A 25,447-nucleotide genomic window follows, 5' to 3' on the forward strand; every position below is an offset into this window, starting at 1 on the left:
ACTTCCTGAGGTACGGTGCTGGTGTCGCGAGGGGGGACGCCGATGGCCACCGTGGACGAGTGCCGCACAGCCCTGCACGATCTGGCCGCGAAACTCGCGGCGAACGCGGAGGCCCGCGGCCGGCTTGACCTGGACCGCACACTCGCCTGCCGGATCACCGACCTGGAGACCGCCTTCCACGCGCGGATCACCGGCGGCCTGCTCACCGGCATCACCGACGGCGACGACCCGAAGGCGAAGATCGCCCTGATCACCACCAGCGACAACCTGATCGAGCTGATCAACGGCCGGCTGGACATCACCCGCGCGCTCGCGTCCCGCCAGATCGCCATCAAGGCGAACCCGTTCGACCTGCTCAAGCTCCGCAAACTCCTCTGATCACGCCCGGTGGTACGCCCCGGTCGCCGCAATCGTTCAAGCGAACCCGGCAGCCGGTGGACGAAATCGGTCACCCGTTCCGGTGACGCGGAAAGGCGACTGCCCACCGGCGGGTCGCCCGCCGGCCGCTGCGCCCACGAGCCCGCGCTGAGCCTGCGTCGACCGCCGACCGGCTAGCCCGCCTTGGCGGCCAGCGCCTGCAGCCCGGCCAGCACCTGATCGGCGGACGCCGTCGCGGTGGACAGCTGCTTGGTCACCTCGGCCAGCACCGCCGCCTGCTCCTCCACCGACGACGCGATGTTCAGCTGCAGCTCGTGGATCCCGTCCACCGCCCCGGTCGTCTCGGCGAACGTCTGTGCCACGTCGTCGGTCTCCGCCACGATCGCGTTGATCACCGCGTTCACCCGTTCCACCGACGTGGCGGTCTCCCGGGCCAGGTCCTTCACCTCGCTGGCCACCACGGCGAACCCCTTGCCGATCTCGCCGGCCCGGGCCGCCTCGATGGTGGCGTTGAGCGCGAGCAGGTTCGTCTGGTCGGCCAGCGACGCGATGATCGCGTTCACGTCGGCGATCTCGCCGACCGAGCGCTCCAGTGCCCGTACCTTATCCCCGGCGGACGCGGCGGCGTCCTTGCCGCCCGCGGCCGTGCTCGCGGCCGCCGTCGACCGGGACGCGATGTCCTGCACCGACGCGGTCAGCGCGGCCAACTCCCGGTCCACCGCGGCGACCGCGGAGATCGCCGCGTGCGCCTCGGTACTGATCGCCGCCACGTCCGCGGTGATCTGCCGGGCCCGCTCGGCGGTCTGCTCGGACCGTACCCGCAGGTCCTCGGCGGCCCGCTCGCGCGCCTCCTGCTCGGCCCGCTCGGTGTCCCGCCGGGCACGCTCGGCCTCCTCCGCGAGCAGTTCGCTCTCCCGTTCCGCCTGCTCCGCGAAGTGCCAGAAGATCACGATGCCGACCACCTCCAGCACGGCCAGCCCGGCGTGCACCGCGACCTGCTCGAGCGCCCCGGCGACCGCCATGTGGTGCATCCCGAACACCCGCTCCGGCGCGACCAGGCCGACCACGCCGTGATGCACCACCACGACCAGCACCGCGGAGATCAGCGGCGCCCACATCTGGTAGAGCGCCACGTAGATCAAAATCGCGTACAGGTGGATGTGCGCGGTCATCGCGCCACCGGACAGCTCGATCGCCACGAACGTGCAGGCGATCAGGCCGACGCTGGTGTGCGACGCGCGCGCCTTGGTGCTCGGCAGCACCGGGATCAGCGCCGCCCAGCCGGCCACCGCCGCGGTGAGCAGCACGACCTCCCAGCGCGGCCGCGGCCCGAGCATGCCCAGCACCAGGAACGCCGGCACGTGCAACCAGAGCAGCCGGCTGACGATCCGGTGCCGGGAGCGCCAGGACGCGTCGGAGAGCCGGGCGCCGCGCGGCAACGTAAGCGAAGTCACACTCTTCCGATCGTCCGCTACCCCGTCGGCTTGAACTCAATCGCGCCAAAAGGCATTTCGCCGACCACCCCCACCGCCCCGGTGGGACGATGGACGCGAAGCGAGCGACCGCCGGACGACGGCCGCCCCGGGAAACTGGGAGGCGATCATGATCCACGTCCGCCCCGACGTTCCGTGCATCGACGGCACCTGCACCGCCGACAATGTGCACGAGCGCGCCGAAAAGGTCGCGGTGCCCGATTTCGATTACATGAGCTCACCGATGGTCGCCATGGTCGACGGCATCTTCCACATCGACCCGGAGGCACCTCCGCTCCCCCGCCGCCGGCACCGCCCCCGCCCGGAGCAGTACCACCACTGACTCCACCCGCCGGGCTGACCGCCGCCACCCCAGGTCCGCCGCCCGGTCCCACTCAGATCAACCCCGGTTCCCGGTACGACCTGAGCCCCCGGCCGACGCCCAGTCACAGCCAGCCCACCCCGCAGCCCCAAGCCGCGCAGCCCAAGCCGCGCAGCCCCGAGCCGCGCAGCCCCGAGCCGCGCAGCTCCAAGCCCCGCAGCCCCAAGGCCCGCAGCCCCGAGCCCACCCACTTCCCAGTCCCCGCCCACCCAGGGGGAGCCGCCCGAAGACAGTGTGGCGCGGAAGTGGGGTCTCGCGGGATCGGGCTGTGGACAACGCGCTGGTGTGGATGACGGGTCGGTCGGAGTTGGAACCGGGAAACGACGATGGGGGCAGCCGAAGTGTTCGGCTGCCCCCATCGTCGGTGCTCGTGTTTCGGGTCAGAGGCCCCAGCTGTGCAGGAGCTCGGTGGCTTCTGGCGAGCCGGGCTCGAGGTTCGCGGGCGGGAGTCCGTCCCACGTGGCGCCGCAGAGCAGGCGCAGGGCGTCCACCGGGTCGCCGGCGCCGGACAGCGTGGCCCGGTCGCCGTCGCGGGTCAGCTGCCAGCCCTGCACCTCGGTGGCCGGGATCCGGGCCTGGTCCGCGGAGCGGAACAGGGCGGACAGGTCCGCGGCGACGAAGGTCGGGCGGCGCTCGGCCGGGGCGGACAGCAGATCCGTCGGGCCGCTCACCCCGGTGAGGACCAGCAGGCTGTCCATCCCGGCGGTCACCGCGCCCTGGATGTCGGTGTCCAGGCGGTCGCCGATGGCCAGCGGGTGGTCCGCCTTCGCCAGCGACGCCGCGGTGGTGAACAGGGCCGGCTGCGGCTTGCCGACCACCACGTCCGGGTCGCGGTCCAGCGCGGTACGGATCACCGCGACCAGTGAGCCGTTGCCCGGCAGCGGGCCGCGCGGGCTGGGCAGGGTGCGGTCGGTGTTGGTCGCGTACCAGGTGGCGCCGGCCCGGATCGCCAGCGCCGCCTCGGACAGGATCTTCCAGCCGACCTCCGGGCCGTAGCCCTGGACCACCGCGACCGGCTCGTCCTCGGCCGAGTCGACCGGGACCAGCCCGGCGTCCCGCACCTCGGCGCGCAGCGCCTCGGCGCCCACCACCAGCACCGGTGAACCGGCCGGCACCTGCTCGGCGATCAGCGCGGCGGCCGCGCCGGCCGAGGTGAGCACCTCGGCCGGTGCGGCGCTGACGCCCATGCCGGTGAGCAGCGCGGCCACCTCGCCGGCGCGGCGGGAGGCGTTGTTCGTCGCGTAGGCGACCGCCGTCCCGTCCGCGCGCAACCGCTCGACCGCCTCGGCCGCGCCCGGAATCGGCTTGTCGATCAGGAAGACGACGCCGTCCAGGTCGAAGACGGCCAGGTCGTAGCCGGCGGCGAGGTGGTCGCTCACGCGCTTACTGCCGGTCGTCCGCGCGGCCGGTGAACTCGTCGCCGGCCTTCTCGTCCTTCTCGGCCTTCGCCGCCGGCTCCGCGGCCTTCGCCTCGGTCGCCCCGGCCTCGTCCTCGTCGTCCTCGTCCGCGTCGGCGTCGAACTTGGCGGCGTCGACCTTCTCGACGGTCAGGGCGTCGGTGTTGACGTCGGTGTCGGCCACCGGGGCCGCCGTCTCGTCCGCGTCCTCGTCGTCGTCGAGGTCCTCGTCGTCCTCGTCGTCGAAGTCGTCCTCGTCGTAGTCCGCCTCGGGCCGGTCGTCCGCGGCCTCGTCGTCCTCGTCGCGGTCGGCCTCGCCGTCCTCGGCGTGCCCGGCCCGCGCCTCGTCGTCGAGGTCCTCGTCCTCCTCGTCGTCACCCTCGATGGTGACGCCGTCGAGCTCGAGGATCCGCTCCGCCGCGTCGGTGACCTGGTCCTCGTCGACCGAGGCGGTCCGGACGAACCACTCCCGCGCCTCCTCGCGACGGCCGGCCGCCAGCAGGGCGTCCGCGTACGCGTAGCGCAGGCGCGCCGCCCACTCCGCGGTCTCCTCGCCGGTCAGCTCCTTGACCTGGAGCATCGCCACAGCCGCGTCGTGCTGGCCGAGGTCGCCGCGAGCGCCGGCCGCCACGATCAGCAGCTCGATCGCCCCGGACTTCTCCAGGTTCGCGATGTCGGCGCCGCGGTACAGGTCGATGGCCCGCTCCGGCCGGCCCAGGGCCCGCTCGCAGTCGGCCAGCTCGGCCAGGTGGGTCTGCTTGCCGGTCATCCGGTGGTAGGTGCGCAGCTCGGCGATCGCCGTGGTCCAGTCCCCGGCCGCGTACGCCGCCAGGCCGACCGCCTCGCGCACCACCGCGATCCGGGAGGCCAGCCGCCGCGCCGCGATCGCGTGCTGCAGGGCCAGCTCGGAGTCCTCGTCGATGACCGTGCCAGCCGCCACCAGGTGCCGGGCGACCTTCTCGGCGATCTCCCGGGCCAGGCTCACCAGCTCCGAGCGGACCTCCTGGTCCAGGTCGGCCGCGGTGATCTCCTCGGGGATCTCCGGGGCCTGGAAGACAGCCTGGCCGTCCTCGGTGGTCTCCGGCTGGTCGCCGCGGAAGCCGCCCCGATCCCGGTCGCCACCGCGGAACCCGCCGCGGTCGCCGTCCCGGTCGCCGCGGAAGCCACCCCGGTCCCGGTCACCGCCACGGAAGCCACCACGGTCGCCGTCCCGGTCACCCCGGAACCCGCCACGGTCGCCACCGCCCTGGTAGCCGCCCCGGTCGCGGTCGCCGCCACGGAACCCACCACGGTCGCCGCCACCCTGGTAACCACCACGGTCACGGTCGCCGCCACGGAACCCGCCACGGTCGCCGCCACCCTGGTAGCCGCCTCGGTCACGGTCGCCGCCACGGAACCCGCCACGGTCGCCGCCACCCTGGTAAGCACCACGGTCACGATCGCCGCCACGGAACCCGCCGCCCTGCGGCCGGTCACCCTGCGGCCGGTCGCCGCGGAATCCGCCGCCGCCCTGGAAGCTCTCCCGGGTGCCACCGGTCCGGTCACGGTCGCCACCACGGAACCCGCCACGGTCGCCACCACCCTGGTAACCAGCACGGTCACGGTCGCCACCACGGAAGCCCCCGCGGTCGCCACCGCCTTGGTAGCCGCCCCGGTCGCGGTCGCCGCCACGGAACCCGCCACGGTCGCCGCCACCCTGGTAACCACCACGGTCACGGTCGCCACCACGGAACCCACCGCGGTCGCCACCACCCTGGTAGCCGCCCCGGTCACGGTCACCGCCACGGAAGCCGCCCTGCGAGCCGCCCCGGTCGTCACGGTTGAAGGGCCGCCGCTCCCCGCCACCCTGGAACCCACCCCGGTCACGGTCGCCACCACGGAACCCGCCGCGGTCACCGCCACCCTGGTAGCCCGGACGGTCGCCGCCACGGTCGCGATCGCCACCACGGAACCCGCCACGGTCGCCACCACCCTGGTAGCCCGGACGGTCGCCGCCACGGAACCCGCCGCGGTCGCCACCGGTGCGCTCACGGTCGCCACCACGGAAGCCGCCCTGCGAGCCGCCCCGGTCGTCACGGTTGAAGGGCCGGCGCTCGCCGCCACCCTGGAACCCACCACGGTCACGGTCGCCGCCACGGAACCCGCCGCGGTCACCGCCACCCTGGTAGCCCGGACGGTCGCCGCCCCGGTCGCGGTCGCCGCCACGGAACCCGCCGCGGTCGCCACCGCCCTGGTAACCACCACGGTCGCGGTCGCCACCACGGAAGCCGCCGCTCTGCGGCCGGTCGCCGCGGAACCCGCCGGAGCTGCCGCCCCGATCGTCACGATTGAAGGGCCGGCGCTCGCCGCCGCCGACGGCACGGTCGCCGCCGCGGAAGCCGCCGCGGTCACCCTGGTAACCACCGCGGTCGCCACCGCCCTGGTAGCCCGGACGGTCGCCACCACGGAACCCGCCGCGGTCGCCGCCACCCTGGTAGCCACCACGGTCGCGGTCACCGCCGCGGAACCCGCCACGGTCGCCACCGCGGTCGCGGTCGCCGCCGCGGAAGCCGCCCCGGTCGCCACCGCCCTGATAGCCACCCCGGTCGCGGTCGCCACCACGGAACCCACCGCGGTCGCCACCACCCTGGTAACCACCACGGTCACGGTCACCGCCGCGGAACCCGCCACGGTCACGGTCGCCGCCACGGAAGCCGCCGCGGTCACCGCCACCGGACCGGTTGCCCTGGTATCCGCCTCCATCGCCGCGGCGAGCGTCGCCGCCATCGCGACCGCGGCCCTCCCGGGCCTCGTCACGGTTGCTGGAGCCGCCGTCCTGCGGTCCTGTAGTCACGGATCAGTCCTTCCAAGTACGGCGGCGGGCCCTCGGTGCGGGGCGGCCTGGCGTCAAACACAAAGTTACTAGGGAACGAAGTCATAAACGCAGTCGAGGGCCGACCCCAGGTGGGGCGGCCCTCGACCGTTACGTTAAGTCCGGCGGCGTCCTACTCTCCCACACCCTCCCGAGTGCAGTACCATCGGCGCTGGAGGGCTTAGCTACCGGGTTCGGAATGTAACCGGGCGTTTCCCCTCCGCTATGACCACCGAAACATCTGTCAGCGCGGAACCAACCAGCAACCCGATCCCCCGGCATCCCGGCCGGCCCCGAAAAGATCGGAAGCCAACCAGAACTCCTGAGGATCTCAGGGTGGTTGTTCGTTTGCTGTGAATCACACAGTGGACGCAAGCAGAAAATTTAGGGTGGTTAAGCCCTCGGCCTATTAGTACCGGTCAACTCAACACGTTACCGTGCTTACATCTCCGGCCTATCAACCCAATAGTCTCTTGGGGGCCTTACCCACTCAAGGTGGTGGGATACCTCATCTCGAAGCGAGCTTCCCGCTTAGATGCTTTCAGCGGTTATCCCTTCCGAACGTAGCCAACCAGCCGTGCCCTTGGCAGAACAACTGGCACACCAGAGGTTCGTCCGTCCCGGTCCTCTCGTACTAGGGACAGCCCTTCTCAAGTATCCAACGCGCACGGCGGATAGGGACCGAACTGTCTCACGACGTTCTAAACCCAGCTCGCGTACCGCTTTAATGGGCGAACAGCCCAACCCTTGGGACCTGCTACAGCCCCAGGATGCGACGAGCCGACATCGAGGTGCCAAACCATCCCGTCGATATGGACTCTTGGGGAAGATCAGCCTGTTATCCCCGGGGTACCTTTTATCCGTTGAGCGACACCGCTTCCACACGCAAGTGCCGGATCACTAGTCCCGACTTTCGTCCCTGCTCGACCCGTCAGTCTCACAGTCAAGCTCCCTTGTGCACTTACACTCAACACCTGATTGCCAACCAGGCTGAGGGAACCTTTGGGCGCCTCCGTTACCCTTTAGGAGGCAACCGCCCCAGTTAAACTACCCACCAGACACTGTCCCTCGACCCGATCAGGGCCGCAAGTTAGATACCCAAACCCAACAGAGTGGTATTTCAACAACGCCTCCACCCGAACTGGCGTCCGAGCTTCACCGGCTCCCACCTATCCTACACAATCGAATTCAGATACCAATGTCAAGCTATAGTAAAGGTCCCGGGGTCTTTCCGTCCTGCCGCGCGTAACGAGCATCTTTACTCGTACTGCAATTTCGCCGGGCCTGTGGTTGAGACAGTGGGGAAGTCGTTACGCCATTCGTGCAGGTCGGAACTTACCCGACAAGGAATTTCGCTACCTTAGGATGGTTATAGTTACCACCGCCGTTTACTGGCGCTTAAGTTCTCCGCTTCGCCCCGAAGAGCTAACAGGTCCCCTTAACGTTCCAGCACCGGGCAGGCGTCAGTCCATATACATCGTCTTACGACTTGGCATGGACCTGTGTTTTTAGTAAACAGTCGCTTCCCCCTGCTCTCTGCGGCCATACCACGCTCCACCAGCAAGTGGCTTCACGCGTCCGGCCCCCCTTCTCCCTAAGTTACGGGGGCAATTTGCCGAGTTCCTTAACCACAGTTCACCCGTCGCCTCGGTATTCTCTACCTGACCACCTGTGTCGGTTTAGGGTACGGGCCGCTCGAAACATCGCTAGAGGCTTTTCTCGGCAGCATAGGATCAATGACTTCACCAGAACGGCTCGGCATCACGTCTCAGCCTCAATGGTGTGCGGATTTGCCTACACACCGGCCTACACGCTTACCCCGGCACAACCACCGGCCGGGATCATCTACCTTCCTGCGTCACCCCATCACTAAACTACTACCCGTGAAGGTCCTGGCCGCCGCCGGCTCAGACCGAAGTCCTCACCAGTTTTGGGCAGTTAGTACCACGAGGTTCGTCTTGGGCGTTTCTTTGCGGGTACGGGAATATCAACCCGTTATCCATCGACTACGCCTCTCGGCCTCGCCTTAGGCCCCGACTCACCCAGGGCGGATTAGCCTGGCCCTGGAACCCTTGGTCATCCGGCGGAAGGGGTTCTCACCCTTCATTCGCTACTCATGCCTGCATTCTCACTCGTACAGCGTCCACGGCTGGATCACTCCGCCGCTTCACCCGCTGCACGACGCTCCCCTACCCATCCACACACAAGGTGTGAATGCCACAGCTTCGGCGGTGTGCTTGAGCCCCGCTACATTGTCGGCGCGGAACCACTTGACCAGTGAGCTATTACGCACTCTTTAAAGGGTGGCTGCTTCTAAGCCAACCTCCTGGTTGTCCATGCGATCCCACATCCTTTTCCACTTAGCACACGCTTAGGGGCCTTAGCTGGCGATCTGGGCTGTTTCCCTCTCGACTACGAAGCTTATCCCCCGCAGTCTCACTGCCGCGCTCTCACTTACCGGCATTCGGAGTTTGGCTGATTTCAGTAAGCTTGTGGGCCCCCTAGACCATCCAGTGCTCTACCTCCGGCAAGAAACACGCGACGCTGCACCTAAATGCATTTCGGGGAGAACCAGCTATCACGGAGTTTGATTGGCCTTTCACCCCTAACCACAGGTCATCCCCCAACTTTTCAACGTTGGTGGGTTCGGTCCTCCACGCAGTCTTACCCACGCTTCAACCTGCCCATGGCTAGATCACCCCGCTTCGGGTCTAGAACATGCGACTAAAAACGCCCTATTCAGACTCGCTTTCGCTACGGCTACCCCACACGGGTTAACCTCGCCACATGCCACTAACTCGCAGGCTCATTCTTCAAAAGGCACGCCATCACCCCGAAAGGCTCTGACGGATTGTAGGCGAACGGTTTCAGGTACTATTTCACTCCCCTCCCGGGGTACTTTTCACCATTCCCTCACGGTACTTGTCCGCTATCGGTCACCAGGAAGTATTCAGCCTTACCAGGTGGTCCTGGCAAATTCACAGCAGATTCTAGGAGTCCGCTGCTACTCGGGAACACTGCAAAGAGGCTTGGAATTTTCGTCTACCGGGCTCTCACCGTCTACGGCTGGCTTTCCCACACCATTCGACTAACAACAAGCTTTGTAACTCTTCGAGGCCATGTCAGTAACCTCAAGCAGGTCCCACGACCCCTCACGTGCAACGCCTGACAGCTATCACACACGCAAGGTTTAGGCTAGATCCGCTTTCGCTCGCCACTACTCACGGAATCACGGTTGTTTTCTCTTCCTACGGGTACTGAGATGTTTCACTTCCCCGCGTTCCCCTCACATGCCCTATGAATTCAGGCATGGATGACACGACATGACTCGTGCCAGGTTTCCCCATTCGGACACCCTGGGATCACAGCTAGGTTGACAGCTCCCCCAGGCCTATCGCGGCCTCCCACGTCCTTCATCGGCTCCTGGTGCCAAGGCATCCACCGTTCGCCCTTGACAACTTAACCACAGAAAACAAGATGCTCGCGTCCACTGTGTAATTCTCAACCAACGACCAACCCACAACCCTCAAGGCGTCCCACCAGCCTCGACTCGCAAGCCGAATGGTATGGGTCGCCAGGCCGTGCCTGGCATTGAAAAACAACCCCGAGCCTCAGCTCGGCCACCGACCTCAGCCGGCGATGGTTGTTCCTTCAGATACCCAACAGGGTGCTTATCACCGGATTCCAGCCGCACCAGCTCTGTTCCACGCTGCCGAAGCAGCTGTACTAGGAGGCCGGCCGTTGCCAGACCCGATTAGCCAGTGTCTCCGCCTATGAGCACCCCGGTTCGTCATTCGCGAACCGCGGGCCACTGTCACCTTTCGGTGAGAGTTGCTCCTTAGAAAGGAGGTGATCCAGCCGCACCTTCCGGTACGGCTACCTTGTTACGACTTCGTCCCAATCGCCAGCCCCACCTTCGACGGCTCCCTCCCACAAGGGGTTAGGCCACCGGCTTCGGGTGTTGCCGACTTTCGTGACGTGACGGGCGGTGTGTACAAGGCCCGGGAACGTATTCACCGCAGCGTTGCTGATCTGCGATTACTAGCGACTCCGACTTCACGGGGTCGAGTTGCAGACCCCGATCCGAACTGAGACCGGCTTTTTGGGATTCGCTCCACCTTACGATTTCGCAGCCCTTTGTACCGGCCATTGTAGCATGCGTGAAGCCCTGGACATAAGGGGCATGATGACTTGACGTCATCCCCACCTTCCTCCGAGTTGACCCCGGCAGTCTCCCATGAGTCCCCAACTGAATGCTGGCAACATGGGACGAGGGTTGCGCTCGTTGCGGGACTTAACCCAACATCTCACGACACGAGCTGACGACAGCCATGCACCACCTGTGAACGGCCCCGAAGGACCCTACATCTCTGCAGGATTTCCGTACATGTCAAACCCAGGTAAGGTTCTTCGCGTTGCATCGAATTAATCCGCATGCTCCGCCGCTTGTGCGGGCCCCCGTCAATTCCTTTGAGTTTTAGCCTTGCGGCCGTACTCCCCAGGCGGGGCGCTTAATGCGTTAGCTGCGGCGCAGAGAACCGGAGAGGTCCCCCACACCTAGCGCCCAACGTTTACAGCGTGGACTACCAGGGTATCTAATCCTGTTCGCTCCCCACGCTTTCGCTCCTCAGCGTCAGTATCGGCCCAGAGACCCGCCTTCGCCACCGGTGTTCCTCCTGATATCTGCGCATTTCACCGCTACACCAGGAATTCCAGTCTCCCCTACCGAACTCTAGCCTGCCCGTATCGAATGCAAGCCCGAAGTTGAGCCTCGGGTTTTCACATTCGACGTGACAAGCCGCCTACGAGCTCTTTACGCCCAATAAATCCGGACAACGCTCGCGCCCTACGTCTTACCGCGGCTGCTGGCACGTAGTTGGCCGGCGCTTCTTCTGCAGGTACCGTCACTTGCGCTTCGTCCCTGCTGAAAGAGGTTTACAACCCGAAGGCCGTCATCCCTCACGCGGCGTCGCTGCATCAGGCTTCCGCCCATTGTGCAATATTCCCCACTGCTGCCTCCCGTAGGAGTCTGGGCCGTGTCTCAGTCCCAGTGTGGCCGGTCGCCCTCTCAGGCCGGCTACCCGTCGTCGCCTTGGTAGGCCATTACCCCACCAACAAGCTGATAGGCCGCGAGTCCATCCCAAACCGAAAAACTTTCCACCCAGCACCATGCGGTGCCAGGTCATATTCGGTATTAGCCCCCGTTTCCGAGGGTTATCCCAAAGTCTGGGGCAGGTTACTCACGTGTTACTCACCCGTTCGCCGCTCGAGTACCCCGAAGGGCCTTTCCGCTCGACTTGCATGTGTTAAGCACGCCGCCAGCGTTCGTCCTGAGCCAGGATCAAACTCTCCAACAAAATCTGTTGAAAAACATGAGTCCCGGCAACAAAATGTTGCCAAAGGAATCTCCCACCCATCCCGAAGGACAGGCCGGGGTATTGCCATAATTGGCACTGGCTTTTCAAGCACCCTGTTGAGTTCTCAAAGAACAACCGCACACCATCAAACGCTCCGCTTTCGCGGCCCGCCCTCCGGGGCACTCGCTCTACTTTACCCGCCATTCCCAGATCGTCAAATCCGCGTTTCGCAACCCGAATTCAACCGACACCGAGAATCCGCACGACCGTAGATCGCGCGATCTTGATGGTAGGTTTTCCGTCAGGACGGCCGCTCCGGGCCCCTCGCGGGTCCCGTCTCGCTCGCCCGTCTCCCTGGCGGCTCGGACAACATTACTCGTCGCCCCGAGCAACACCAAATCGGGGCCGCGCGACCGTCGTCACACCGTTCGGAAACGACAAAAGCTCAGGTCAACGCCCTGCCAGCCGATCATCGGCGCCCCTGCCAAAGGCTCATTCCGGGCAGATCGCCGCGTGCCAACCTGGGAAGTGGCGAACCCCGGCCCCCAAAAGGGGGACCGGGGTCCGGGGATCAGGCCGTCAGCTCCACGCCGGCGAAGGTCCGCTTCCCCCGACGCAGCACCAGGAACCTGCCGTGCAGCAGGGCGGACGCCGGAACGACCGCCTCACCGTCGGTGATCCGCTCGTTGTTCAGGTAAGCCCCGCCCTCGCCGATCGTGCGCCGGGCCTCGTTCGCGCTGGACACCAGACCGGCCTCTTTCAGCAGAACTCCCACGGACGGGAGCTCCCCCCGTACCGAAAGAAGTCCTGCCTCGGAGAGAGCGGCGCGCAACGTGTCAGCGGACAGCTCCTCCAGCGAACCTCGCCCGAAGAGGGCCTGGCTGGCAGCGATCGCCTGCCGGGCCTCCTCCTCGCCGTGCACCAGCGCGGTGATCTCCTCGGCCAGCGCGCGCTGCGCCAGCCGGGCCTGCGGGCGCTCGGCGGTCGCTTTCTCCAGCTCCTCCAGCTCCTCGCGGGTCTTGAAGCTGAAGTACTTCAGGTAGGTCACCACGTCGCGGTCGTCCGCGTTGATCCAGAACTGGTAGAAGGCGTAGGGCGACGTCATCTCGGGGTTGAGCCAGACGGTGCCGCTCTCGCTCTTGCCGAACTTGGTGCCGTCCGCCTTGAGAACCAGCGGGGTGGTGAAGGCGTGCACCGGCCCCCGCTCGCGACGACGCACGAAGTCGACGCCGGCGGTGATGTTGCCCCACTGGTCGGAGCCGCCGAACTGGAGCCGGCAGTCGTGGTTGACGTGCAGCTGGTAGAAGTCGTTGGCCTGGAGGAGCTGGTAGCTGAACTCGGTGTAGCTGATGCCGCTCTCCAGCCGGTTGCGGACCACGTCGCGGGCCAGCATCTTGTTCACCGGGAAGTGCTTGCCGACGTCCCGGAGGAAGTCGATCACCGACAGCGGGCCGGTCCAGTCAAGGTTGTTGACCACCTCGGCGGCGTTCTCGCCCTCGTAGGTCACGAACGGCGCGACCTGCGAGCGGATCTGCGCGGCCCAGCCGGCGGTCACCTCCTGCGGATTCAGCGTGCGCTCCGAGGACTTCCCGCCGGGGTCACCGATCTGCCCGGTGGCGCCACCGACGAGCAGCAGCGGCTTGTGCCCACCGAGCTGCAGGCGCCGGGCCATGACGAGCTGCATGAGGTTACCCACGTGCAACGAGGCGGCGGTCGGATCGAACCCGATATAGAACGTGATCGAGGAGTCGTCGAGTGCTTTGCGCAGCTCGTCGGGGTCGGTCGAGTCCTGGATCAGTCCACGCCACATCAGGTCGTCTACGAGAGTCACGCACGGATTCTCCCGCACCGCCGAGTGTGCGACACACCGGGTTTCGGGGATGCTGATCGGATGGGTCACCTGGGTAGCGCGAAACCACCGCACGAGATCAGCAAGAAGAAGGCCGAGGCCCGGCTCAAGGAGGCGCAGGAGCGGCTCCTGCGGTTGCGGTTGATGCTGGGCGGCCAGATCGGGGACAAGCAGATCGGGCCGCCGCTCTGCGTGCTCTTCGAGGGCTGGGACGCGTCCGGCAAGGGCGGGGCGATCAAGCGGCTGGTGGCGCCGCTGGATCCGCGGCACGTGCGGGTGGCGCAGTTCGCCGCGCCGACCTACGACGAGAAGCGGCACCACTTCCTGCAGCGGTTCTGGAACGTGCTGCCCGGCTTCGGCGGGATGACCGTGTTCGATCGCTCCTGGTACGGCCGGGTGCTGGTCGAGCGGGTCGAGGGGTTCGCCACCGACGAGCAGTGGAAGCGCGCCTACGACGAGATCAACGAGTTCGAGCGGACGCTGACCGCCGAGGGCATGATCCTGATCAAGTTCTGGATGCACGTCTCCGACGAGGAGCAGCTACGGCGCTTCGAGGACCGGCGGGACGACCCGTTGCGGGCCTGGAAGCTGACCGACGAGGACTGGCGGAACCGGGAGAAGCGGGACGCCTACGCCGCGGCGATCGAGGAGATGCTGGACCGGACCGATCAGCCGAAGGCGCGCTGGCACGTGATCCCCGGCGACGACAAGGGGTACGCCCGGCTCGCCGTGGTGGAGCAGGTCTGCCACGTGGTGGAGAAGCGGCTCGCCAAGCTCGGGACGTTGGCCTGATTCGCCGCATATGCCCGATATGGTGAGGGCATGCGTAAGTTGATGCTGAGTCTCACCGCGGTACTGGCCGGTGTCGCCGGGACGGCGGGGGCGGCGCTGGCCACCGAGCCCGCGCCGCAGCCCGCCCCCGCCTCGGCCAAGCCCGCACTCAAGAAGGCGATCGCGGTCGTCATCGTGCGCACCCGCGGCGGCCGGCCCGGCCAGTCGGTGTACACCCTGGTCGGCGCCTCGACCCGGCAGGACGCCGAGGTGCTGCGGCTGGCGTCCAGCCCGGCGTTCCAGGCGCTCCGGCCGCGCTACGCGTCCGGCTCCGCCAAGAACCGGTACACCTACCGGATCGAGGCGGGTTACCGGGACGACAGCAAGAAGCGGGTGACCGTGCTGGAGGGCACGCCGGGCACCCCGAAGGTGGCGCTCGACGTGATCCGCCTGATGACCGACGAGACCGACATGCAGTCGCCGTTCCCGCCGGGCTTCCCGTTCAACTGAGCACGATCTTGCGAGCTGTGGCCGCGTCCGGCGCGGCCACAGCCAGCTCGGCGAGACGGCGACATTCCGCGTACGAATACCGCGCCAGCGAAGCCCGCACCCCGGACAGCGCCCGCGGCGACATGGACAGGCTGCTCACCCCGAGCCCGGCCAGCACCGGTGCCAGCGCCGGATCGGCCGCCGCCTCCCCGCACACCCCCACCGGCTTCCCGGTGGCCCGGCCCGCCTCCCCGCAGATCCCGATCAGCTGCAGCAGCGCCGGCTGCCAGAAGTCGAGCAGCTCGGCCAGCTCGCCGCACATCCGGTCGGCGGCGAACGTGTACTGACTCAGGTCGTTGGTCCCGATGCTCAGGAAGTCGACCACCCCGAGCAGGTCAGCGGCGCGCAGCGCGGCGGCCGGCACCTCGATCATCACCCCGGCCCGGGGCAGCCCGGCCTCGTGCACCGCGTCCGCGAACGAGGTCGCCTCGGCCAGCGTGGACACCATCGGCGCCATCACCCAGACGTCGGCGCCGCTGTCGGCGGCCGCCTCGGCGATCGCCGCCAGCTGGGTGGTCAGGACCTCCGGGCGCTGCCGGGCGACGCGCAGCCCGCGCACCCCGAGGGCCGGGTTCGGCTCGCCGTCCTGGTGCAGGAAGGGCAGCGGTTTGTCGGCGCCGGCGTCCAGCGTGCGGATCACCACCCGGCGCCCGGCCATCGCCTGGAAGACCTCCCGGTACGCGACGACCTGCTCGTCCCGGGAAGGTTCCGTGGTGCGGTCGAGGAAGAGCAGCTCGGTGCGGAACAGGCCGATCCCCTCGGCGTGGGCCTGGTCGGCGGCCGGCACGTTCTTCACCGAGCCGACGTTGGCCAGCAGCTTGACCGGGTGCCCGTCGTCCGTGCGCCCCGGATGCGAGAGTTCCGGCTCGTCCACACCTTTCGCGGAGAAGACGGAGGAGGCGCCGAGGGTGACCTCACCGGTGCCACCATCCACCTGCACCAGAGTCCGCTCCGGCACGTCGAGGATGCCACGACACGCCACCACGGCCGGCAACCCGAGCGCCCGGGCCAGGATCGCCGTGTGACTGGTCGGCCCGCCCACCTCGGTGACCAGCGCCAGCACCACCGCCGGGTCGAGGTCCGCGGTGTCCGCCGGCGCCAGGTCCCGGGCCACCAGCACGTAGGGATGGCCGGGCTGCGGCACCCCCGGCATCGGCAGCCCGAGCAGGACGGCGACCGCCCGGTCCCGCAGGTCGTCCAGGTCCGCCACGCGCTCGGCGAGATACCCACCGGCCTCGGTGAACATCTCGCGGAACGTACCGAAGGCGGCGTCGATCGCGTGCGGCGCGTCGGCGCCCTCCTCGATCCGCTCCCGGACCGCGTCGCGCAGCTCCTCGTCGTCCGCCATCAGCGCCTCGGCCCGCAGCACCTCGGCCACCGTCGCCTCGGTCGCCCGGTCGGCGCGCCGTTCCAGGTCGGCGACGACCTCGGCGAGCGCGGCGAAGGCCCGCTCCACCTCCGCCCCGGCGTCGGTGACCGGCGCCGGGGCGGGCAGCGCGGGCGCCGCCGCGATCCGCAGCAGCGGACCGGCGGCGACACCCGGGCACACCCCGATCCCGGACAGATCAGGCATCGTCGGCGTCCAAGTCCTTGGCGAGCAGCGCGGCCAGCCCGTCCAGGGTCTCGTCCGCGCCGTCCCCGTCGGCCTCCAGGACGACCTCGGTGCCCTGCTTGGCGCCGAGCGCGAGCACGGACAGCATGCTCTTGGCCGGCACCGGCTTCTTCTCGCCGACCCGGATGGTGACCTTCACCGGGGCCTTCGCCGCCGCCTCGACGAAGATCTTCGCGGGCCGGGCGTGCAGCCCGCTGGCGGAACCGACGGCGACCGTACGCGTGGGCATAACGCCTCCTAGGGCTCGATGGTGACCTTGATGGCTTCGCCGCGCTCGACGATCCCGAACGCGTCGATCGCGCCGTCCAGCGGCAGCCGGTGGGTGATCAGGTCGGCGACCGGGACGGCGCCGGTGGCGACCAGTTCGAGGGCCTGCTTGTTGTGCTCCGGGCTGGACCCGTTGGCGCCGACGATGGTCAGCTCCCGGTAGTGCACCAGGTTGGAGTCGCAGGTGATGGTCGGCTTGTCCTTGGGCAGGCCGCCGAAGAAGCTGATCCGGCCCTGCCGGGCGGCCATCTGGATGCCCTGCTCCTGCGCCTTGCCGGAGGCGGCCGCCGTGATGATCACGTCGGCGCCGCGGCCGTCGGTGAGCTTGCGGATCTCCTCGACCGGGTCGACCTCGGCGGCGCAGATCGCGGCGTCCGGCTTGACCAGGTTCGCCGCCATCTCCAGGCGCTGCCGGCTGAGCTCGACCAGGAACACCCGGGCGGCGCCGCGGGCCCGGGCGAGCCGGACGTGCAGGCAGCCGATCGGGCCGGAGCCGATCACCACCACGTCGTCGCCGTCGCCGACCCGGGCCAGGTTCTGCGCGTTCAGCGCGCAGGCCAGCGGCTCGGCGACCGACGCCTCGGCGAACGAGACGCCCTCCGGGATCCGATTCAGACCATCAACCTTGAGGACCTCTTTCGGTACGACCATGTACTGCGCGAACCCGCCCTCGAAGTGATAGCCCATCGAGACCTGGTTCGGGCAGATGGTCATCCGGCCGCGCCGGCACTCGGCACACTCGCCGCACGGGATGGCCGCGATCACCTGCACCCGGTCGCCGGGCGCCCAGCCCTCGACGCCGTCGCCGACCGTGACGATCTCACCGGCGATCTCGTGGCCCATCACCCGCGGCGGGTGGATGTGGTGGTGCCCGAACTTGGAGATCTTCACGTCGGTGCCGCAGGTGGAGCAGTTCCGGACCCGGATCTTCACCTCGCCCGGACCGGCCTCGGGCTCCGGCACGTCCTCGAAGCGGACATCGCCGGGAGCGTGGAATCGCACGACCTTCACTCGGAATCCTCCTTGATCGACCCGAGCAACCGGATCACCGTTGATGGGTCAGTGGCCTCGCGCAGTTCGCGGGCCTGGTCCTCGTCGAGCAGGATCTCGGCGAGGGCGGCGAGCAGCTCGACGTGCCCGTCCCCCTTGGCGGCGATGCCGACGCACAGGGTCACCGGCTCGCCGTCCCAGTCCACGGTCTCCGGGAAGCGCAGCACCGACAGCGCGTCCCGGTGGACCAGTTCCTTGCCGCCGAGGGTGCCGTGCGGGATGGCGACCCCCTCACCGACGTACGTGGAGATCGACCGCTCGCGGGCGAGCATGGTGTCGACGTATCCGGCGTCCACCGCGCCGATCTCCACGAGTGCCTGTCCGGTGCGGCGGATCGCGTCGTCGCGGTCCGCCGCCGTCTCGGCCAGTCTGATCGCCCGGCGGTCCAGCAGCTCAGACATTGAGGTCGGTGCCCTGCTGGATGGCCTTGACCACCTTGGTGACCGCCGGGTCGCCGAGGAAGATCTGGAACGGCACGATCGGCTTGCCCGGCGCCACCGAGCGGGCCCGGGCGGCCAGGCCGCTGTGGCAGACGACCAGGTCGGCGTCGGCGGGGATGGAGTTCACCGGGGTGTGCTCCACGGTGACGCCGGTCTTGCCGAGCTGCTTCTTCAGCGTGCTGGCGAGCATCACGCTGCTGCCCATCCCGGCGTCGCAGGCGACGACGAGCTTGTGGATGTCCTTGCCGTTGATGGTGGCCATGACGGGCTCTCCGTTCTCCAGTGGTCAGGCGGTTTCCTTGGCCGGCGCGGCGGCCGGGTGCTGGGTGCCGGCCGTCTCGGCGGCCAGGATCTCCTCGTCGGCGACGGTCTCCTCGGCGACCTCGTCCGGGTCCTGGTCGGACTTCAGCTTGCCGAAGCCGAGCAGCGCGGAGGCGACGCCGAAGGTGACCGCGGCCGAGATGATCACGCCGAGGATCATGCCGACGTACCCGTCCTTCGCGGTCACCGCGAAGTAGGCGAAGATGCTGCCCGGCGCCGGGGTGGCGACCGTGCCGGTCCCGGTGATCATGAAGGTGGCCACACCGGACATGCCACCGGCGATCATCGCGAGGATCAGGCGCGGCTTCATCAGCACGTACGGGAAGTAGATCTCGTGGATGCCACCGAGGAACTGGATGATGATCGCGGCCGGCACGGTCGGGCGCAGCACCCGCGGGCCGAAGAACATGAACGCCAGGAGCAGGCCGAGGCCCGGGCCGGGGTTCGACTCGATCATGAACAGGATCGACTTGCCGTGCTCCTGCACCTGCTGCACGCCGAGCGGGCCGAAGACGCCGTGGTTGATCGCGTTGTTCAGGAACAGCACCTTGGCCGGCTCGACCAGGATCGACGCGAGCGGCATCAGGCTGTGGTCGAGCAGCCAGTCGACGGCGTTGCCGGCCGCCTTGGTCAGCCCGTCGACGACCGGGCCGATGGTGAGCTTGCCGAGGATCGCGAAGGCGGCGCCGATGATGCCGGCCGAGAAGTTGTCGATCAGCATCTCGAAGCCCGGCTTGACCTTGCCGTCGATCGCGTTGTCGAACATCTTCAGCACCCACGCGGTGAGCGGGGCGATGATCATCGCGCCGAGGAACATCGGCACCTCGGCGCCGACCACCACGCCGAAGGTGGCGATCGCGCCGACCACCGCGCCGCGCTGGCCGTGCACGATCCGGCCGCCGGTGTAACCGATCAGTACCGGCAGCAGGTACTTGATCATCGGGTCGACGAGCTGGGCCAGGTTCTCGTTCGGTATCCAGCCGACCGGGATGAACATGGCGGTGATCAGGCCCCAGGCGATCAGCGCGCCGATGTTGGGCATCACCATGCCGGCCAGATGACCACCGAGCTTCTGCACGCGGGCCCGGAAACTCGTCCCGGTGACCTCGGGGGTGTACGAAGAGGCCATGAGATCTCCATTTCATTGACTGGGGTCGTGACAGGCCCCCGTAGTGAAAGTCAGCTTCATACCACTTAGTAGGGATAAATCCGGATCGCTGCGGGTAGCGGTCCTCCGCGACCTTGCGGCCGCTTCCACCAGCGCTCGCCGATGTGGGGTACGGCCTCAGTCGCGGCCGAGCGGACGGGACGGGTCGGGGCGGGACTCGACGCGGACGGTCGTACGGTCGAGGTCGTGGGGTCCGGGCATCCGGCTGCCCGGCAGGCTCACCGCGGCCGCGCCCCAGGCGAGTCCCTCGATGAGCGCGGCCTCGCCGCGCGCCCCCGCCGCGAGGAAGCCGGCCAGCAGCGCGTCGCCGGCCCCGACGGTGCTGCGCGGCACGGTCACCGGCGACCGCCCGATCAGCACGCCGGACTCCTCGACCAGGACCGCGCCGTCCGCGCCGAGGCTGGCCAGCACCGTCCCGGCGCCGGCCTTGCGCAACCGGGCGCAGGCGTCCAGGACGTCGCCGAGCGTGCACAGCTCGGCGCCGGCCGCCTCGGCCAGCTCCTCCCGGTTCGGCTTGACCAGGGCGGCGCCGGCGCTGACCCCGGCGAGCAGGGCCGGTCCGCTGGAGTCGACGGCGAGCCGGGCGCCGGCCGCGACCAGCCGCTCGCAGAGCGCGGCGAAGGCCGGGACGGACGGGCCGGGTGGCAGGCTGCCGCAGATCACCACCCAGTCGGCGGACGACGCGGCGGCCAGCACCGCGTCGCTGACCTCGGCGAACTCGGCAGGCGAGAGCACCGGGCCGGCTTCGTTGATCTTAGTGACCGTGCCGTCCGGCTCGGCCAGGGTGATGTTGGACCGGGTCCGCCCGACGATCGGGACGGCCACCATGTCGACCCCCTCCCCCTTGAGGAGATCGACCAGTTGCTCGCCCTCGGCGCCGCCGGCCGGCACCACCGCGGTCGACCTGACCCCGTTGGCGAGCAGCGCGCGGGAGACGTTGACGCCCTTGCCCCCCGGATCGATGTGCGAGTCGCCGGCGCGCAGCACCTCGCCGCGGACCAGCGCGTCGACCTCCAGGGCCCGGTCGACGCTGGGATTGAGGGTGACGGTGAGGATCATGCCTGGACCATCCGGACCCCGGTGGCCTCGACCTCGGCGGCCAGCTCGTGGTCCAGCCCGTTGTCGGTGATCAGCAGGTCCAGCTCGGTCAGGCCGCCGAACCTGGCCAGGTAGTCGTTGCCGATCTTGGTGTGGTCGGCGAGCAGCACCACCCGGCGGGCGGCGGCGATCATCGCCCGCTTGACCGCGGCCTCGGCCGGGTCCGGCGTGGTCATGCCGCGCTCGACGGTGCAGCCGTTGGTGCCCATGAAGGCCACGTCGACATACATCTCGGACAGTGGCCGCAGCGCCCAGTCGTCCACCGTGGCCAGGGTCTTGCCGCGGACCCGGCCACCGAGCAGCAGCACCGACAGGTTCGGCTTGATCCCCAGCATCGCGGCCAGCACCGGAGAGTTGACCACCACGGTGAGCTCGCGGTCGGCGGGCAGCAGCTGGGCCAGCCGGGCGGTGGTCGTCCCGGCGTCCAGGATGATCGCGCCGTCCTCCGGGACCTCGGCCAGCGCGGCCTTGGCGATCCGCTCCTTCTCGCTGATCAGCACGGCGTCCCGGGTGGCCAGGGCGGGCTCGAAGCCGAGCCGCTCGACCGGGATCGCTCCACCGTGCACCCGGCGCAGCACGCCGGCCCGCTCCAGCACCGAGAGGTCGCGCCGGATCGTCTCGGCGGTGACCGCGAAGCTGTCCGCCAGGGTGACCACGTCGACGCGGCCCTCAGCGCGGGCACGCCGCACGATCTCCTGCTGCCGTTCCTCCGCGTACATCCGCTCACCGCCCAGCCGTCGATTTTGCTTTGTCTTTGTTTACGCCCGCTTCTGTCCGAGCGCAATATGTCAAAGAGATTTCGGTCTCCTTGCTTCGGAATCTCGTGGGCACCAATGTGGCCAATCGGGCTATAACCCTCGGACCCGGCGTAGTGGACGAGCCGTTCAGGAATGCCCGGTTGTGTTGGTTTTACCGTCGTTCAGCTCCGCTACCGTCTCCCGGACGCGGTCCCGCAGCCACCGGTGCGCGCCGTCCGCGTCGTAGCGCTGATGCCAGGCCATCGCGATCTCCTTGGCCGGCAGCGGCACCGGCGGCTCCAGCGCGACCAGCCCCAGCGCCTCGACCGCCCGGCTGCCCAGCCGCGCCGGCATCAGGCCCACCAGGTCGGTCCGGGCCACCACCACCAGCGCCGCTCCGAAGGTCGGCACCGCGAGCGCGACCTCCCGGGTCAGACCCCGCTCGGCCAGCGCGTCGTCGATCGGGCCGGTGAGCTTGCCCCGGCGGGACGCGCTGACGTGAGCGGCCGCCGCGTAGCGCTCCGGGGTCAGCTCCCCGGTGGCGAGCGGGTGCCCGGCCCGGACCACCGCGGCCATCCGGTCGGTGAACAGCGGTTCCACCACGATCTCCGGCGGCGCGTCCGGCACCACGCCGATGTCCAGGTCGGCCTGTCCGTCCCGGAGCTGCCGCGAGCCGTCCGCCGCCGGGTCCTCGCCGAGGAAGCGCAGCGTGACCCCGGGCGCACCGGCCCGCACCCGGGCCAGCAGCTCCGGACCGAGCGCGATCGCCACGTCGTCGGCCAGCACCGTGAAGACCCGCCGCAGGGTGGCCGGATCCGGCGGGCCGGGCGGGGTGAAGACCGCGCGGGCCCGCTCGACCAGCGCGTGCACCTCGGTGCGCAGCTCCTGGGCGCGCGGCGTGAGCACCATCCGCCGGCCGGAACGGACCAGCACCGGGTCGCCGATCACCGCCCGGATCCGGCCCAGCGCGCGGCTGGTCGCCGGCTCGGACAGGTGCAGCCGGCGGGCCGCGCCGCCGACGCTCCCCTCCTCCAGCAAGGCGTCCAGCGCGAACAGCAGGTTCAGGTCCAGATTCATTGCGTCGGACGCAACCTTCCCTTGTCAAGCATGCATTTGACGTTAGATATGGCCGATCCTAGCGTCGGCCACATGAGACGCGAGAACTCCACGCTGGCCCTGATGTGCCTGACCGTGCTGGCCCTGCAGGCCCTGGTCGCGGGGATCAACCTGGCCATCCCCCGGCTCGCCGCGAGCGACCTGCACCCCGGCCCGAGCGACCTGGTCTGGATCGTCGACGCCTACGTGCTCGCCTTCGCCGGGCTGCTCATCCCGGCCGGCGCGCTCGGCGACCGGATCGGCCGCAAGGGCGTGCTGCTGGCCGGCCTGGCCCTGTTCGGCGCGGCGAACCTGATCAGCGCGCTGGCCCCGACCGTCGCCGCGCTGCAGGTCGGCCGGGCACTCGGCGGGGTCGCCGCGGCGCTCGCCCAGCCGGCCACCCTGGCCCTGCTGCTGCACGCCACCCGCCCGGAGCGCCGCCCGCACGCGATCGCCCTGTGGACCGCCTGCATGGGCCTCGGCGGCATGGCCGGCAACCTGGTGGCCGGGACGGTGCTGCAGTGGTTCGACTGGCCCGCCCTGTTCCTCGTCTTCGTCCCGGTCGCCGCGCTGCTGGTGGCCGGCGTCGCGCTCGCCGTCCCGCGGGCGCCCCGGCACGACACTCCGGTCGACCCGCTCGGCACGCTGCTGCTCACCGGCGGCCTCTTCGCCTTGCTGCACGGGATCATCGAAGGCCCGGAGCGAGGCTGGACCGACCCCGTGGTGCTGGCCTCGTTCGCCGCCGGGCTGCTGGCCCTGGCCGCTTTCGCCGGGCACTCGCTGCGCTCCGGCAACCCGCTGCTGGACATCAGGATCTTCACGATTGCTTCGGTACGGGCAGGCGCGCTCGGTGTCGGCGCCACGTTCCTCGCCCTGTTCGGGCTCTTCTACGTCAACGCCCAGTACCTGCAGACCGTCAAGGGCTACTCGACGCTGCTCACCGGCCTGGCGATCGGCCCGCTCGCGCTCGGAATGGCAGTGTTCTCACGGCGGGCGGTGCCGCTCACCCAGCGCTACGGCCCCCGCCCGGTCATCGCGACCGGACTCGCCGCGATCGTGGCCGGGCTGCTCCTGCTGTCGACCGCGGACGCCGGGACGCCGTACCCGCTCTACGCCGCCTATCTGCTGCTGATGGCGGCCGGCATGGGCCTGTGCGCCCCGGCTCTGACCGGCGGCATCCTGGCCGGGCTGCCGGCCGGCAGCGCCGGACTCGGCTCCGGCCTGAACTCGGCGGCCCGCGAGGTGGGCGCGGCCCTCGGCGTCGCCCTGATCGGCACGGTCCTCGCCGAACACCACGCGTTGCGCTCCCCCGCCGACCTTCTGGCGGGCCTGGCCGTGGGGTACCGGGTGCTGGCGGCGGTCCTTGCGGTCGCGGCGGTCGTGGTGGTGGGCGGTTGGCCGGCTCGGGATCGCGAGCGGGAACCGGTGGCGGTCTGAAAGGCCGTGTCGGGCGCTGCTGGCCGGGCTGGACGCCGACGAGCGGATCGCCGGGTCCGGGTCTGGGCAGCCGGACCGCTCAGCTCAGAGGTGGCCCGGCTCAGAGGCGGCCCAGCTCAAGACCGGCCCAGCCCAGAACCGGCCCAGCCCAGAACCGGCCCAGCCCAGAACCGGCCCAGCCCAGAACCGGCCCAGCCCAGAACCGGCCCAGCCCAGAACCGGCCCAGCCCAGAACCGGCCCAGCCCAGAACCCGCCCACCCAGGGGGAGGAGGCCCCCGCTTGTGCAGTGTGGCGGGCGGGGCGCGGTTCGCGCGGAAAGGCTGTGGACGGCACGGAAATGTGGACGATCGCTCAACGCTCAGCGAGACGTGCTACGGGCGCGGGTGGAAGAAGCGCCCACGGACGGGCACGGCCGGACCGAGCATCCACCGACAGGCACGGCCGGAAGCAGCACCCACCGACAGGCACGGCCGGACCGAGCACCCACCGACAGGCACGACCGAGAGGAGCACCCACGAACGCGCGCTCCGGGCGTACCGAAAACCGGTTCTAATGATCTTCGGTGGGGAGGTAGGCCGGGAGGCCGAGGGTTTTGCGGATGGCGTTCTGGACCTCGTCGACCGGGGGGCGGCCGTCGACGTCGTGGACGACCTCCTTGCGCTGGAAGAGTTCCAGGACCGGGCGGGTCTTCTCGTGGTAGTCGCGGAGCCGGGCCTCCAGCGCCTCCGGGGTGTCGTCGGCCCGGGTGACCAGCTCGTGGCCGCAGATGTCGCAGCGGCCCTCCTGCTCCGGGCGGTCGGCGATCAGGTTGTAGTCCATGCCGCAGTTCGGGCACAGGCGGCGGCTGAGCACCCGGCGGCGCACCTCGTCGTCGGGGAGTTCCAGGTGGATGACCGCGTCCAGGTCGTAGGACTCCATGAAGAACTCGGCCTGGCGGCCGTTGCGCGGGAACCCGTCGATGATGAAGCCGAAGTTCCAGTCGTGCTGGTCGAGGCGGTCCCGGACGACCGACTCGACCAGGTCGTCGTCGACCAGGTCGCCGGCCGCCATGATCCGGCGGACCTGGGCGCCCATCTTGGTGTGGTTCCGCACGTTCCACCGGAAGATGTCGCCGACGCTGATGTGCACCAGGTCCAGGTCCCGGGCCAGCAACTGGCCCTGGGTGCCCTTGCCGCTGCCCTGGACTCCCATGATCACGTATTTCCGCATGTCGGC

At 69.0% G+C, this 25,447-nt stretch carries 20 protein-coding genes and 3 rRNA genes; 6 read left to right on the plus strand and 17 right to left on the minus strand.

Annotated features, from left to right (window positions below; all coding sequences use genetic code 11):
* Positions 1–42: 42 nt before the first annotated feature.
* Positions 43–378, plus strand: coding sequence for an alkyl sulfatase C-terminal domain-containing protein (locus BJY16_RS43875; RefSeq protein ID WP_185045608.1), 336 nt, complete (start codon positions 43–45; stop codon positions 376–378).
* A gap of 173 nt (positions 379–551) precedes the next feature.
* Here BJY16_RS43875 and BJY16_RS43880 read toward each other — a convergent pair whose 3' ends face one another.
* The gene (locus BJY16_RS43880) at positions 552–1,832 is read right to left on the minus strand and encodes a methyl-accepting chemotaxis protein (protein ID WP_185045609.1); all 1,281 of its coding nucleotides are present in this window, start codon (positions 1,830–1,832) and stop codon (positions 552–554) included.
* A 148-nt stretch (positions 1,833–1,980) separates the two neighbouring features.
* On the opposite strand from BJY16_RS43880, the gene BJY16_RS43885 reads away from it, so the two are divergent.
* Positions 1,981–2,193 carry a hypothetical protein gene (locus BJY16_RS43885; RefSeq protein WP_185045610.1) on the plus strand — a complete coding sequence of 71 codons (213 nt, stop codon included), beginning with the start codon at positions 1,981–1,983 and terminating at the stop codon, positions 2,191–2,193.
* Positions 2,194–2,612: 419 nt separating this feature from the next.
* Here the strand turns inward: BJY16_RS43885 and BJY16_RS43890 are convergent, their stop codons facing one another.
* Both BJY16_RS43890 and BJY16_RS43895 read right to left on the minus strand, forming a co-directional pair.
* Positions 2,613–3,611: an HAD-IIA family hydrolase gene (locus tag BJY16_RS43890; RefSeq protein ID WP_185045611.1), complete on the minus strand. Its 999-nt coding sequence runs from the start codon at positions 3,609–3,611 to the stop codon at positions 2,613–2,615.
* 4 nt (positions 3,612–3,615) lie between these two features.
* Positions 3,616–4,614: a Replicase polyprotein 1ab gene (locus tag BJY16_RS43895; protein ID WP_239177905.1), complete on the minus strand. Its 999-nt coding sequence runs from the start codon at positions 4,612–4,614 to the stop codon at positions 3,616–3,618.
* Between BJY16_RS43895 and BJY16_RS43900 the strand changes: the two genes are divergently transcribed.
* Positions 4,573–6,534, plus strand: a complete 1,962-nt coding sequence (locus BJY16_RS43900) for a hypothetical protein (protein WP_185045612.1) — start codon at positions 4,573–4,575, stop codon at positions 6,532–6,534. The genes BJY16_RS43895 and BJY16_RS43900 overlap by 42 nt on opposite strands.
* 66 nt (positions 6,535–6,600) lie before the next feature.
* On the opposite strand, the gene rrf is transcribed toward BJY16_RS43900, so the two are convergent.
* The 4 genes from rrf to tyrS form a co-directional block, all read right to left on the minus strand.
* Positions 6,601–6,717, minus strand: a 5S ribosomal RNA gene (gene rrf / locus BJY16_RS43905).
* 152 nt (positions 6,718–6,869) lie between these two features.
* Positions 6,870–9,945, minus strand: a 23S ribosomal RNA gene (locus BJY16_RS43910).
* Between the two features lie 377 nt (positions 9,946–10,322).
* A 16S ribosomal RNA gene (locus BJY16_RS43915) occupies positions 10,323–11,837 on the minus strand.
* Together the 16S, 23S and 5S rRNA genes form the textbook arrangement of a ribosomal RNA operon.
* Positions 11,838–12,408: 571 nt before the next feature.
* A complete protein-coding gene (tyrS, locus tag BJY16_RS43920) occupies positions 12,409–13,668 on the minus strand; it encodes a tyrosine--tRNA ligase (protein WP_185045613.1) in 1,260 nt (419 codons plus the stop codon).
* 60 nt (positions 13,669–13,728) lie between these two features.
* Between tyrS and BJY16_RS43925 the strand changes: the two genes are divergently transcribed.
* Both BJY16_RS43925 and BJY16_RS43930 read left to right on the plus strand, forming a co-directional pair.
* Complete coding sequence (locus tag BJY16_RS43925) at positions 13,729–14,478, plus strand: polyphosphate kinase 2 family protein (RefSeq protein WP_185045614.1); 750 nt, start codon at positions 13,729–13,731, stop codon at positions 14,476–14,478.
* Positions 14,479–14,508: 30 nt separating this feature from the next.
* Complete coding sequence (locus BJY16_RS43930; RefSeq protein ID WP_185045615.1) at positions 14,509–14,967, plus strand: hypothetical protein; 459 nt, start codon at positions 14,509–14,511, stop codon at positions 14,965–14,967.
* On the opposite strand, the gene ptsP is transcribed toward BJY16_RS43930, so the two are convergent.
* From ptsP to BJY16_RS43970, 9 genes are all read right to left on the minus strand, one after another.
* Positions 14,960–16,579, minus strand: a complete 1,620-nt coding sequence (ptsP, locus tag BJY16_RS43935; protein ID WP_185045616.1) for a phosphoenolpyruvate--protein phosphotransferase — start codon at positions 16,577–16,579, stop codon at positions 14,960–14,962. The two genes, BJY16_RS43930 and ptsP, sit on opposite strands and share 8 nt — an antisense overlap.
* The gene (locus BJY16_RS43940) at positions 16,572–16,847 is read right to left on the minus strand and encodes an HPr family phosphocarrier protein (protein ID WP_185045617.1); all 276 of its coding nucleotides are present in this window, start codon (positions 16,845–16,847) and stop codon (positions 16,572–16,574) included. Before BJY16_RS43940 ends, ptsP begins: the two co-directional genes overlap by 8 nt.
* Positions 16,848–16,855: 8 nt before the next feature.
* Positions 16,856–17,896 carry a zinc-dependent dehydrogenase gene (locus BJY16_RS43945; RefSeq protein ID WP_185045618.1) on the minus strand — a complete coding sequence of 347 codons (1,041 nt, stop codon included), beginning with the start codon at positions 17,894–17,896 and terminating at the stop codon, positions 16,856–16,858.
* Complete coding sequence (locus BJY16_RS43950; protein WP_185045619.1) at positions 17,893–18,336, minus strand: PTS mannitol transporter subunit IIA; 444 nt, start codon at positions 18,334–18,336, stop codon at positions 17,893–17,895. Before BJY16_RS43950 ends, BJY16_RS43945 begins: the two co-directional genes overlap by 4 nt.
* Positions 18,329–18,637 (minus strand): PTS sugar transporter subunit IIBC family protein, encoded by a 309-nt coding sequence (locus BJY16_RS48155; RefSeq protein WP_239176800.1) that lies wholly within the window; start codon positions 18,635–18,637, stop codon positions 18,329–18,331. The genes BJY16_RS43950 and BJY16_RS48155 overlap by 8 nt, the downstream gene beginning before the upstream one ends.
* 24 nt (positions 18,638–18,661) lie before the next feature.
* Complete coding sequence (mtlA, locus tag BJY16_RS43955) at positions 18,662–19,825, minus strand: mannitol-specific PTS transporter subunit IIC (RefSeq protein WP_239176802.1); 1,164 nt, start codon at positions 19,823–19,825, stop codon at positions 18,662–18,664.
* Between the two features lie 156 nt (positions 19,826–19,981).
* The gene (gene pfkB / locus BJY16_RS43960; RefSeq protein ID WP_185045620.1) at positions 19,982–20,923 is read right to left on the minus strand and encodes a 1-phosphofructokinase; all 942 of its coding nucleotides are present in this window, start codon (positions 20,921–20,923) and stop codon (positions 19,982–19,984) included.
* On the minus strand, positions 20,920–21,681 hold the full coding sequence (locus BJY16_RS43965; protein ID WP_185045621.1) for a DeoR/GlpR family DNA-binding transcription regulator: 762 nt from the start codon (positions 21,679–21,681) through the stop codon (positions 20,920–20,922). The genes pfkB and BJY16_RS43965 overlap by 4 nt, the downstream gene beginning before the upstream one ends.
* Positions 21,682–21,846: 165 nt before the next feature.
* Positions 21,847–22,776: a LysR family transcriptional regulator gene (locus tag BJY16_RS43970; RefSeq protein ID WP_185045622.1), complete on the minus strand. Its 930-nt coding sequence runs from the start codon at positions 22,774–22,776 to the stop codon at positions 21,847–21,849.
* Positions 22,777–22,848: 72 nt separating this feature from the next.
* Between BJY16_RS43970 and BJY16_RS43975 the strand changes: the two genes are divergently transcribed.
* Positions 22,849–24,231, plus strand: a complete 1,383-nt coding sequence (locus BJY16_RS43975; RefSeq protein ID WP_185045623.1) for an MFS transporter — start codon at positions 22,849–22,851, stop codon at positions 24,229–24,231.
* A 550-nt stretch (positions 24,232–24,781) separates the two neighbouring features.
* On the opposite strand, the gene BJY16_RS43980 is transcribed toward BJY16_RS43975, so the two are convergent.
* The gene (locus tag BJY16_RS43980; RefSeq protein ID WP_185045624.1) at positions 24,782–25,441 is read right to left on the minus strand and encodes an adenylate kinase family protein; all 660 of its coding nucleotides are present in this window, start codon (positions 25,439–25,441) and stop codon (positions 24,782–24,784) included.
* Positions 25,442–25,447 lie beyond the last annotated feature (6 nt).

Origin of the sequence: Actinoplanes octamycinicus (assembly GCF_014205225.1) — a bacterium.
Taxonomy (GTDB): Bacteria; Actinomycetota; Actinomycetes; order Mycobacteriales; family Micromonosporaceae; genus Actinoplanes; species Actinoplanes octamycinicus.